The sequence below is a fragment of the Mesorhizobium sp. M7A.F.Ca.AU.001.01.1.1 genome (genome assembly GCF_004022735.1).
GTDB classification, from domain to species: Bacteria; Pseudomonadota; Alphaproteobacteria; order Rhizobiales; family Rhizobiaceae; genus Mesorhizobium; species Mesorhizobium ciceri.
Map to the genome: position 1 here is coordinate 1 of NZ_RZPF01000144.1, position 10,875 is coordinate 10,875.

The 10,875-nt window shown below is 62.0% G+C and carries 9 protein-coding genes and 1 tRNA gene; 4 read left to right on the top strand and 6 right to left on the bottom strand.

The window, feature by feature from the left end:
- Positions 1-48 precede the first annotated feature (48 nt).
- Positions 49-1,515, bottom strand: a complete 1,467-nt coding sequence (locus EN884_RS11550) for an alpha-glucosidase/alpha-galactosidase (protein WP_063170465.1) — start codon at positions 1,513-1,515, stop codon at positions 49-51.
- A 247-nt stretch (positions 1,516-1,762) separates the two neighbouring features.
- Between EN884_RS11550 and EN884_RS11555 the strand changes: the two genes are divergently transcribed.
- Complete coding sequence (locus EN884_RS11555) at positions 1,763-2,638, top strand: AraC family transcriptional regulator (protein WP_082826649.1); 876 nt, start codon at positions 1,763-1,765, stop codon at positions 2,636-2,638.
- 27 nt (positions 2,639-2,665) lie between these two features.
- Here the strand turns inward: EN884_RS11555 and EN884_RS11560 are convergent, their stop codons facing one another.
- The 5 genes from EN884_RS11560 to EN884_RS11580 form a co-directional block, all read right to left on the bottom strand.
- Positions 2,666-4,693, bottom strand: a complete 2,028-nt coding sequence (locus tag EN884_RS11560) for an aldo/keto reductase (RefSeq protein WP_063170039.1) — start codon at positions 4,691-4,693, stop codon at positions 2,666-2,668.
- 35 nt (positions 4,694-4,728) lie between these two features.
- Positions 4,729-5,823, bottom strand: a complete 1,095-nt coding sequence (ugpC, locus tag EN884_RS11565) for a sn-glycerol-3-phosphate ABC transporter ATP-binding protein UgpC (RefSeq protein WP_024504772.1) — start codon at positions 5,821-5,823, stop codon at positions 4,729-4,731.
- 8 nt (positions 5,824-5,831) lie between these two features.
- Entirely contained in the window at positions 5,832-6,668 is an 837-nt protein-coding gene (locus tag EN884_RS11570; RefSeq protein ID WP_013530185.1) for a carbohydrate ABC transporter permease, read from the bottom strand.
- Positions 6,665-7,525 carry a sugar ABC transporter permease gene (locus EN884_RS11575; RefSeq protein ID WP_013530184.1) on the bottom strand — a complete coding sequence of 287 codons (861 nt, stop codon included), beginning with the start codon at positions 7,523-7,525 and terminating at the stop codon, positions 6,665-6,667. Before EN884_RS11575 ends, EN884_RS11570 begins: the two co-directional genes overlap by 4 nt.
- A 207-nt stretch (positions 7,526-7,732) precedes the next feature.
- Positions 7,733-9,004, bottom strand: coding sequence for an extracellular solute-binding protein (locus tag EN884_RS11580; RefSeq protein ID WP_063170038.1), 1,272 nt, complete (start codon positions 9,002-9,004; stop codon positions 7,733-7,735).
- Between the two features lie 85 nt (positions 9,005-9,089).
- On the opposite strand from EN884_RS11580, the gene EN884_RS11585 reads away from it, so the two are divergent.
- From EN884_RS11585 to EN884_RS11595, 3 genes are all read left to right on the top strand, one after another.
- The gene (locus EN884_RS11585) at positions 9,090-9,983 is read left to right on the top strand and encodes a helix-turn-helix domain-containing protein (RefSeq protein ID WP_024504770.1); all 894 of its coding nucleotides are present in this window, start codon (positions 9,090-9,092) and stop codon (positions 9,981-9,983) included.
- Positions 9,984-10,303: 320 nt separating this feature from the next.
- Positions 10,304-10,379: transfer RNA gene (locus EN884_RS11590), tRNA-Phe, on the top strand.
- 155 nt (positions 10,380-10,534) lie between these two features.
- Positions 10,535-10,875 (top strand): hypothetical protein (locus EN884_RS11595; protein WP_128360560.1); only part of this gene is annotated, 341 nt, incomplete at its 3' end.

The following is a 10,875-nucleotide window of genomic DNA, read 5'->3' on the forward strand; positions in this document are numbered from 1 at the left end:
CACCATCACCGCATGAATTTCCAGCCGGCCCGTTTCAGCCGGCCCGTTTCAGCCGGCTTGCTTCAGCGCGGCTTTTTCGGCGCGCAATTCCTCGATCGAGCGAATGCTGCGCCGTGCGGCGCCCGCCCACTCGCGGGTCTTCACCTTGGATGTCGACAGCCGCTCCCTGGCGGCCGGAACCGCATGGGCGTATTGCGGCAGCCAGGCTGCCTGGGCGACGACCATTTCGTCGACCATCTGCCAGACCTCCTCCGGCGTCGAAACCGCGCCGACCAACGGGTCATGCAGCACGGCGAGCTTCAGAAGATCGATGTCGCCCGATATCGCGGCATGCACCGACATGCGCTGGACGTTGATCGAAGCGATGCAGGTGGCGGCGCAAGCCTCCGGCAACGTGATGCCGGCGGCCATGTTGATGCCGAAACGGTCGACGAAGCCCGGCGACTCGATGATGGCATCGTGCGGCAGGTTGGTGATCACCCCATTGTTCTTGACGTTGAAGTGGCCGCGATAGACGCGGTTGGTCTCCAGCGCCTCCAATATGTGGCTGGCATGCTCGTTGGAGCGTTTCTCGCGGTCGATCGGCTTGGACGCCGCTTCGAGGAACTGCGGATATTCCGTCTCGAACCAGTTGCGGGTTTCGGTGGAGTAGCGGAGATAGCCGCCGGTCTCGCCGTGAATCCAGTCGGACATATCGATCCAGCGCGTGATCTCGTCGGGACGTTTGCGGTACCAGGGCAGATATTCGGAAAGATGACCGTTGCTTTCGGTCGAATAGACGCCGAAGCGCTTCAGGACGTCGATGCGCAGCTTCTCCTGCCTGGAATAGACCGGATGCGCCTCGAAAGCGGCCACCAGTTCATCCTTGCCAATGGGGCGGCCGTTGAGGCGCAGATCGATGAACCAGGTCTGGTGGTTGATGCCGGAACAGACATAGTCGAGCTCCTGCGTGGACTTCGCGCCAAGCACCTCGGCGATCTGCTCGGCGCCGTGCTGGACGCCGTGACAGAGCCCGACAGTGTCGACCTTGCCGTATTCGATCGCCGCCCAGGTGTTCATCGCCATCGGGTTGGCGTAGTTCAGGAATTTGACGTTCGTCTCGGCGACCTCGCGTATGTCCTTGCAGAAATCCAGGATCACCGGAATGTTGCGCTGGCCATAGAGAATGCCGCCGGCACAGATCGTATCGCCGACGCACTGGTCGATGCCGTATTTCAAGGGAATGCGGATATCGTCGGCGTAGGCTTCGAGGCCGCCGACCCGCACGCAGCTGATGACGTAGCGAGCGCCTTCGAGCGCCTTGCGGCGGTCGGTGGTCGCCGTCACCGTGGTCGGCAACCTGTTTGCCTGGACGATCCTGTCGAGGATCGCCTTGATCATCTGAAGATTGTGCTCGCTGACGTCGGTCAGCGCGAATTCGATGTCCTTGAATTCGGGCACGCACAGGATGTCGGTGAACAATTTCTTGGTGAAGCCGACGCTGCCGGCACCGATGATAGCGATTTTGAAACTCATCAGCCGCACCTCATTCCATTTCGAATTGCAGGCAAGGAATGACAATGGGAGGCTCTAGCCACATGCCGCGACATGTATGCAGGACAAGCCGGAATCCGGCTCGCCAACCTCCCTGTCCGCTCCTTGACTGCGGATCTCTCTCGCTTTTCGATGGGGATTATGCGCTTATTCGCGAGCGCGACCAGAGAAGGATTATGCTTTCAGGGGTAATTTTGTGCTGCATGATTTGATAGAACACGGACAGTCCATGCGCACGATCTCGCTGCCGCGCGGCCGCCAGCGCCTGCACGCCATGCCGACGAGCACGGGCTACGAAGTGCGCGAGGACGAAATCTACGACTGGGACGGCCGCAAGCGCGGTCAGACACCGTTCACCGTGCTCCAGCACACGATCAGCGGGACTGGCCGGCTGCGCTACGAAAACCGCAACTACCGCTTGCAGAAGAACGACACATTGCTGGTGCTGGTGCCGCACAACCACCGTTACTGGCTGGCTGGAGATGAGCGCTGGGAATATTTCTGGATTTCGATGAACGGCGAGGAAGCGCTGCGCATCCACAAGTCGATCCTCAGCGTCTCGGGTCCTGTATTTCGGCTGCAGCCGGCGACAATCGATCATCTTGCCGATTGCAGCCTGCGCCTGATCAAAGGCGCCGCTTCGCCGGGTGCTGCTTCCGCGATAGCCTACGAGGCTGCGATGGCGCTCTATGACGATGTCTTCGGTTCCCATGCCTTCGCCGAAAAACTAAGCGCCATGCAGCCGGTCATCGATCACATCAACGCCAATCTCGACAAGCCGCTGCCGGTGGCGGACCTGGTCCAGATCAGCGGCCTCAGCCGAGCCCATTTCTCACGCTGTTTCGCCGAGAGCGAAGGCCTGCCTCCGGCCGAGTTCGTGCTGCAGCAGCGCCTGCAACGCGCGGCGAAGCTGCTGACCAAAGCGGATTTTTTGCCGGTGAAGGAGGTCGCCATCCTGTGCGGCTTCGAGGAAGCGAACTATTTTTCAAAGGTCTTCCGCCGCTGCTACGGCATCACACCGAGCCAATTCCGCACCACAGGCATGTACGCGAATTTGCGGACTCCGGCCAGGCGCGGCGTCAGGGCGTTCGATGACGAGACCTGACGCCGCCACGGTTAAACAGGCAGCCAACTAGGCAGCGCGCAGGCTGCCGCCGTCCAGCCATTCGAGATCGGCTTGCGAAAGCGTGATGTCGAGAGCGCGCAGGCTGTCGTCCAGTTCATCCAGCGTGCGTGGCCCGATCAGCGGGATGGAGGGGAAGGGCTGAGCGAGCACATAGGCCAGCGCAATATGGATCGGGCTCTTGCCCAGTCTCGCGGCAAGTTCGATCGCCCGGTCGCGGCGGCCGAAATTCCGCTCGGAGTACCAGACCCGCACCAGCTCCTCATTGTCTTGCTTGTCGCGACCCGCCCGATCGGTGAAGAAGCCGCGCCCTTGGCTCGACCAGGCGAAATTCGGCATCTTCCTGGATGTCAGCCAGGCCTTCCACGCATCCGTGGAGGACGTGACGCAGCCAGCCCAGATCGGCTCCAGCATTTCGGCCAGCGAGAAATTGTTGGACAGCGCACCGGGCTTTTGCTTGCCGGTGCGTTCGGCGTAGGCAATTGCCTCATCCATGCGTTCCATCGTCCAGTTCGAACCGCCGAACGGGCCGCGGATGCGGCCGGCCTTGACCTCGCGATCCATCGCATCGACGAATTCGCCGACCGGCACATCCGGATTGTCGCGGTGCATGAAGTAGACATCGACATGATCGGTCTGCAGGCGTTCGAGCGTCTGGTCGAGCTGCTTGCCGATCACATCAGGATAGCACAGCGGCGAGTGCGCGCCCTTGGCGATGACCACCGATTGCGCGCGCACGCCACGGTTTTTCAACCATTCGCCAAGCAGCTTCTCGGTATAGCCGCCGCCATAGACATAGCCGGTATCGAAGAGATTGCCGCCGGCCTCGAAAAAGGCATCGAGCAGGATCGAACCTGAGGAAAACGTACGGAAATCCTCGAAGCCGAGCGCCACCACCGATGCCGGTTTCGACAGGCCAGGAATGGTGCGCTTGGCGACCGCCGTGCCGCCGGACCGTAGCGGCCGGCCGGAGATGGTGTTGGTGCGCTGCTCGGCCTTCTCGATCCCGTATTCGAGGCCGGCTGCCGTCCGCCATTTGTCCAGCACACGCAAGGTGCCGAGGCTTTCCGCCCACGCCATGCCCGGCCAGGCGAATTCTTGGCCGCCGGCGCGGATCGCCTCGCCGGCTGCGTCGACCTCGAAGGAATAGACATGGCGCTTCTCGTCGACGCTGATGGTCTGGCGCGTACCATCGGAGGCGATGACGTCTATCCGGCCGAGACCGACATCGCGGTTGCCGCCGGCGAACCAGAAGTCCGGCACTTCGATGCGGCCCCTTGTGCCCAGGATGCGCAGCACATTGTCCTGGTTGAGCGAGATGCTGCAGGAGACTTCGGCGACAATGCCGCCGGGGAAATGCAGCAGCGCGGAGGCCCATTCGTCGACGCCGGACTGGCCCAGATGGGCGGTGCCGACCACCTTGTCTGGCTCGCTGAAGGGCTTTCCGACGGCCGCACCGGCAATCAGCCGGACCATCGAGACGGGATAGCCGCCGACATCGAGAATACCGCCGCCGGCGAGATCGTTGGCATAGAGCCGGTGCTGCGGCATGAAGCCCGGCATGGCGAAACCGAAGCTCGACTTGATCATCCTGATCTCGCCGATGACGCCGGACCTGATCAGCTCCACCAGCTTCTTGGTCTGCGGGTGCAACCGGTACATGAAGGCTTCGCCGAGGAATGTGCCGGCCTTGCGCGCAGCATGCATCATGGCGTCGGCCTCGAAGGCGGTCAGCGCCAGCGGCTTTTCGCACAGCACATGCTTTCCGGCCTCGGCCGCCTTGATCGCCCATTGCGCATGGCCTGGATGCGGTATCGAAATGTAGACGGCGTCGATGTCGGGGTCGGCGAGCAGCGCGTCGTAGCCGTCGAGGATACGGGCACCGGGAAAACGCTCGGCAAGCCCCGGCTTGGCGGGATTGCGTGCGCCGATGGCGACCAGCTTGCCGGTGTCCGAAGCGGCCACGCCACCGGCAAAGGACTGGGCGATGCTGCCCGGGCCGAGAATGCCCCAGCGAATGGGCGTGGTTGCGGTCATTGTCATTCTCCTTGAAGGCTGGAAAGGGCTGGCGGTCAGCGCAGCCGCAGTCCTTTTTCGTCGAACAGGTAGGATTTGCGGATGGAAACGGTGATCTCGGACGTGTCGGGGACCTTTGCCGCGTCGCGCTGGATCACCACGTCGTCACCGTTGGCCGTTCTGGCATAGAGGAAACTTGTGCCGCCCAGGTGCTCGATCACGTCGATGGCAACCACAAGGTCGGCGTCGCCTTCTCCGGCATTGCCGAAATGTTCGGGCCGCACACCGACAATGACCTTGCTGCCGATTTTTGGGCTGCCTATTTCGGGCGCAGTGCCAGTCAGCGGTAGCGTGATGCGGGTCTTCTCCTGGCCCGCCAGTTCGACCACGACGCCAGGTGCATCGTGCCCGACAACCCGGCCTTTGATGAAATTCATCTTCGGCGAGCCGACAAAGCCGGCGACGAACTGATTGTCGGGGTTGTCGTAGAGATCGAGTGGCCGGCCGATCTGCTCGATATGGCCGGCGCGCATCACGACGATCCTGTCGGCGAGCGTCATCGCCTCGGTCTGGTCGTGGGTGACATAGATCATTGTCGTGCCCAGTTCCTTATGGAGCCGGGAGATCTCGACGCGCATCTGGACGCGCAATTCGGCGTCGAGATTGGAGAGCGGCTCATCGAACAGAAACACCTGCGGTTCGCGTACGATGGCGCGGCCGATGGCGACGCGCTGGCGCTGGCCGCCTGAGAGTTTTTTCGGGCGCCTGTCCATCAATTCGCTGATGCGCAGGATCTCGGACGCCCGCTTCACCCGCCGTTCGGTGTCGGCTTTTGGATTGCCGGTCATGCGCAGGCCGAAAGAGAGGTTCTGTTCGACGCTCATATGCGGATACAGCGCGTAGGACTGGAACACCATGGCGATGCCGCGGTCGGCCGCCTCGACATCATTGACCACCTTGCCGCCGATGGCGATTTCGCCGCCGCTGATGTCCTCGAGCCCGGCGATCATCCTGAGCAGCGTCGATTTTCCGCAGCCGGAGGGGCCGACGAAGACGACGAACTCGCCGTCCTTGATGTCCATGCTGGCGCCATGGACGACCTCGAAGACGCCGAAGCGCTTGACGACATTGGTGAGCGTGACCGTTGCCATGCTGCCCCTTACTTGACCGCGCCGGCGGCAATGCCGGCGATGAAATGGCGCTGCAGCAGCACGAAGACGACCAGCATCGGCACCGTCAGCATTACAGCGCCCGCCATGATGCCGCCCCATGACACCTTGGTGAGGCCGATCAGCGTGCCGAGCGCCACCGGCGCCGTCATCGAACCAGGCTGGCTGTTGATCAAAAGCGGCCACAGATAATTGTTCCAGGAGGCGAGGAACAGGATGATGGCGAGTGCGGCCAGCATCGGCCGCGCCAAAGGCAGCGCGACAAAGAGGAAGATGCGCCACTCCTTCACGCCCTCGACGCGCGCCGCATCGAAGAGGTCGTCCGGCATCATCGAAAAACTCTGCCGCATGAACAGCACGCCGAGCGAATTGAACAGCGGCGGAACGATCAGCGCCACCCAGGTGTTGGCGAGCTTGAAGTCGCGCGCCACCATGATGAACTGCGGGATCAGCACGACCGCATAGGGCAGCGTTATGGTGCCCAGTATGATGGCGACGACCGCGCCCTTGCCGAAGAACTGGTATCGGGCCAGCGCCCAGCCGGCCATCGACGTCAGCAGCACCGACAGGATGGTGTAGGTCACCGCCACCGAGACCGAAATGCCGATGGCGCCGACGAAGTTCGTGTCACGCTGCAGATTGTTGAAATTGTCGATGAAATTGCCGTGCGGCAAAAGCTCGATGCCGGGGCTGAAGATGCCGTTGTCGGGCATGGTCGAGAACACCACCATCATCCACAGCGGAAACAGCCAGATCAGCGCCAGCGGCGTCAGGAACAGATGCAGAGCGATGCTGCGTCCCAGCCTGGCGGAGGAGCGCGAACTCATTTCGGTTCCCTCGTCAGCCACAGCTGCGCCAGCGTGATGGCGATCGCCAGCCCGGCCATGGTGTAGGCGACGGCCGAGGCGTAGCCGAAGTTGAGCGACCGAAAGCCCTGGCGGTAAAGCAGCAGGCCAAGCGTCTCCGTGCCGCCGCCCGGCCCGCCGCGCTCGGTGATCAGGAAGGGCTCGGTGAACAGCTGCATGGTGCCGATGATCGACAGCACGAGACAGAACACGATGACCGGCTTCAGCAGCGGCAGGGTGATGTAGAAGAACTGCTTGAGCTTGCTGACGCGGTCGAGCGTCGCCGCCTCGTAGACGTCTTCGGGAATGGACTGCATGCCGGCGAGCAGGATGATGGCGTTGTAACCGGCCCAGCGCCAGGTCACCGCGATCATGATCAGCGCCATCGCCGGCGTGACGTTGGAGAACCAGTCGATCTTGGGCAGGCCGACGCTGTTCAGGAGCTTGTTGATGATGCCGAAATCGAGGTTGAACATCAGCCGGAACACCGCCGAATAGGCAACCTCGCCGACCACGACCGGGGCGAAGAAGGCGAAGCGGTAGAGGCCACGCGCCTTCAAGAGCGGCGAGTTCAAAAGCACCGCCATGACGAGCGCCAGCGAGATCATCACCGGCACCTGGATGACCAGGATGAGCAGCGTGTTCTTCAGGGCGTTGAAGAAGGCCGGATCGCCGATCAACCGGCCCCAGTTGAAGCTCGGCGCGAACCGCCACGGCACGGTGCGCGTTGCCTGGAAGGAGATCATGAAGGAGCTGATGATCGGCCACACCCAGAAGATCGCGAAGATCAGCAGATAGGGCGTGAGGAAGCGATAGGCCGTGGCGTTACGATTGCGCATCTTGCTCCTCCTTCTACCGCTTGTTGTTTCACGCCGTCGCCTGGGTCTTCCCTTCTCCCCTTGTGGGAGAAGGTGTCGCCGAAGGCGACGGATGAGGGGGTGTTCCAGAGAACGCAAACGTCTCACTCCGCTGGAGCACCCGTCATCCGTCTCGGCGCTATCGCGCCGATCCACCTTCTCCCACAAGGGGAGAAGGAGAAGCGGTGATCAAGATTTGACGGGCAGTCCGGTCGCCGCCGCGATCTGGCTTGCGGCATCGTCGAGCGCCGCCTTGGCGTCAGGATAGCCGCCGGCCAGATACTTGGTCTGCACGGCGCGGACGATGATTTCGGCGTCGCTCTGGAACTGCGTGCCGCGGCTCGGAACAACCTTCGGCAAGGTGCCGAGAATGTCCTTCCATACCGCCTGGCCGCCCCAGTAAGACAGGCCTTGTGCGACATAGGGATCGTCGAGTGCCGAGACCAGGGACGGTACCAGGCCGAACTCCTTCAGCATCGTGATCTGGCCTTCATTGGTTCCGAGCGTGTATTTCAGATAGGCGTAGGCAGCCTCCTTGTTCTTGGAAGCCGAGGTGATGGCCAGCGAGGACCCGCCGAGATTGGCGGCGCGCGGCCCGTCGGCGGTGAGGCTCGGCATCAGATAGACGCCCCATTTGCCGTTTTCGCCGGCAGATTCGGTGCGAATGGTGCCCTCATACCAGCCGCCATAGATCTGGGTGGCGACGGTGCCGGCGGTGTTGTTGGTGATCTTGGTGCCCCAGTCGGCCGACGAGATGATGCCGGCGTCCTTCATCTCCTTGACCTTGGTCATGGCATCGATGCATTTGGGCTGGTTGACCGTGATCGATTGTCCGTCCTCGGAGAAATAGGCGCAGCCCTGTTCGTTGGAGATCATGCGGAAGAATTCCGAGTCGCCATTGAAATCGGCATTGGTCATCGAGACGCCAGGATTGGCGGCCTGGATTTTCTTGCCGGCGGCGATGAAATCGTCCCAGGTCTTGATCGAAGCCGGATCGACGCCGGCCTTTTCGTAGAAGTCGCGGCGATAAAAGGCGGCCACCGGGCCGGAATCCCACGGCATCGCGTAGGCCTTGTCGCCCACTTCCAACTCGGTGCGCTTGAAATCGGGGAATTTTTTCTGGTCGTCGGCTGTGTAACCGAGCGTATGCAGGTCGACGAAGCAGTCGGGGAACTGGCTCCAGTAATTCTCGGCCTCGCCGTTCTCGATGGTGACGACATCAGGCAGCCCGACGCCGCCGGCGGCGCAGCCGGCGATCGACTTGTCGTAAGTCGGCTGGTTGCCGAGATCCTGGACCGTGACCTTGACGTCGGGAAATTGCTTGTTGAAGCCGGCAATGGTCGCTTTCAGCGATGAAGCCGCGACATTCCAGCTCCAGATGGTGATTTCGCCGGATTGCGCGAAGGCCGGGGCTGAGCCCAGGGCAAGCGCGAGCGCGGCGCAGGTCATTGTGATGCGCATTGAAATCCTCCCATTTCATTTGCTCTCTCACTGTGAGCGTGGCTAGACTATGCACCGGGCAAGGCCTGTCGCCGTCAAAGGGAATATGAAATTGGCGGAAAGTAAGATGCCTGAACGGCCGTTCTACCAGCCTGGGGCCAGCAGCGTGGAAGGCCTGCCGCTGCTCCTGCAGATGTTTCACACCAATCCGTTGGTGATGCTCAAGCCGCATTGGCACGCCCAGGTCGAGGTTAATTTCATCGTGCGCGGCAGCGTGCATTACCGCATGAACGACCACGAGATTTCGCTTTCGGCCGGCGAGATGTGCCTGTTCTGGGGTGGCCTGCCGCACCAGATGGACGATTTGTCCGACGACGCCATCTATGCCGGAGCGCATCTGCCGCTGGTGCATTTCTTCCGGCTGCACCTGCCCACGGACATAAGGCACCGGCTGATGACGGGCGCAACACTGGTGACATCGGCCACCGACCAGTCCGACAACCATAATTTCGAGCGCTGGAACCGCTACGCCCGGTCCGGCGACCAGGCCAAGGCCGAACATGCCGTCAACGAATTGCTGCTGCGGCTGGAGCGAGTGCGGTTCGAGCCCTATCGGCTGGTATCCGCAACTCCGACCGACCAAGAAACAGGCAGCCCCTTTGACCAGCAATCGTCGCGGAATGTCGGACGCATGTGCGATTTCATCGCCGAAAACTTCCTCTATGACATCGATTGCGTGAACATCGCCGCGGCCGCCGACATCCATCCCAAATACGCCATGAGCCTGTTCAAGAAATCCACCGGCATGACGCTCAATGAGTATGTGAACCTGTTGCGGCTGAGCTATGCGCAGGCGCTTTTGATGCATCAGGACGCCAATGTGCTGCGTGTCGCCATGGATTCGGGTTTCGGCTCGCTCAGCGCCTTCAACAAGTCGTTCCGCAAGCTCGCCGGCATGTCGCCTTCCGATTTTCGGCGCGGCGTGACCGGCGCCAGATAGGCGATGGCGACTTGCGGGCGCCCAGTGCCGCGAGCATTGCTGCGCCTCGACCGCCGGCTAAAAGACATGTCACGGCGTTTCAGCCTGCAATAACGACGCCGACCAGGGTGAAGAAGGCCAGATAGTGCCATGCCGTGCGCGATTCCGGCCCGCAAGCGGCATGGAAACCCGGGCGCCGCACGGCATCGCTTTTCCTGCCTGAAATCGCCACCTAGGCGCTGGACAGGCCGAATTCCCGTGCTATAACCCACGCGCTTTCAAGGGGCGCCCCACGGCGCCTCGATGAATTCCGGCCTGCGAGTTTTCGTTTGCCGGAACAGGCCCAGATAGCTCAGTTGGTAGAGCAGCGGACTGAAAATCCGCGTGTCGGTGGTTCGAATCCGCCTCTGGGCACCATCCCCTCCTGGTCCGTTCTGGGCACCCCCCGTCGCGTCGCCGCCTGCATCGCCAAGTGGAATCACTTTGCGCACATTGGCCCGCCGGCGGATTTAATTTGCTTGGCCACCCCTCAACCCTGGGGCAAACTGCCCGTTGGGGCTGCAGGAGGTGAAATGAGAGCACGCGCAGCAACGCTTGGGGATCTGGAGGATGTCTTTCGCGGTCTGTCCAAGCGAATGTCGGACGAATACGTCGCTGCCGGCAAGGACAGCAAGATCGCCTACGACAACCTTATGATGAATTTGAAGGAGGGCCGCGCGCACGCGCTTGTCGAGGGTGACAAGGCCGTGGCGATCATCGCCTGGCATGAGAACAGCGACGCCGCCGACACGCTGTTCGCCGCACGGGAGGACTTCTTCCGGGCCACGACCGTCCGTTTCTGCAAGCGGCATATCAGGCATATCCAGGCGCTCGCCGGCAACCTCGCCATCCATTCGCGCAGTTGGCTCCAGGG

Excerpts from the sequence above, each read along its gene's own strand:
- EN884_RS11575 (WP_013530184.1), bottom strand. The coding sequence starts at position 7,525 with ATGCGCAATCGTAACGCCACGGCCTATCGCTTCCTCACGCCCTATCTG.
- ugpC (WP_024504772.1), bottom strand. The coding sequence starts at position 5,823 with ATGGCAACGGTCACGCTCACCAATGTCGTCAAGCGCTTCGGCGTCTTC.
- EN884_RS11580 (WP_063170038.1), bottom strand. The coding sequence starts at position 9,004 with ATGCGCATCACAATGACCTGCGCCGCGCTCGCGCTTGCCCTGGGCTCA.
- EN884_RS11560 (WP_063170039.1), bottom strand. The coding sequence starts at position 4,693 with ATGACCGCAACCACGCCCATTCGCTGGGGCATTCTCGGCCCGGGCAGC.
- EN884_RS11570 (WP_013530185.1), bottom strand. The coding sequence starts at position 6,668 with ATGAGTTCGCGCTCCTCCGCCAGGCTGGGACGCAGCATCGCTCTGCAT.
- EN884_RS11555 (WP_082826649.1), top strand. The coding sequence starts at position 1,763 with ATGCGCACGATCTCGCTGCCGCGCGGCCGCCAGCGCCTGCACGCCATG.
- EN884_RS11550 (WP_063170465.1), bottom strand. The coding sequence starts at position 1,515 with ATGAGTTTCAAAATCGCTATCATCGGTGCCGGCAGCGTCGGCTTCACC.
- EN884_RS11585 (WP_024504770.1), top strand. The coding sequence starts at position 9,090 with ATGAAATTGGCGGAAAGTAAGATGCCTGAACGGCCGTTCTACCAGCCT.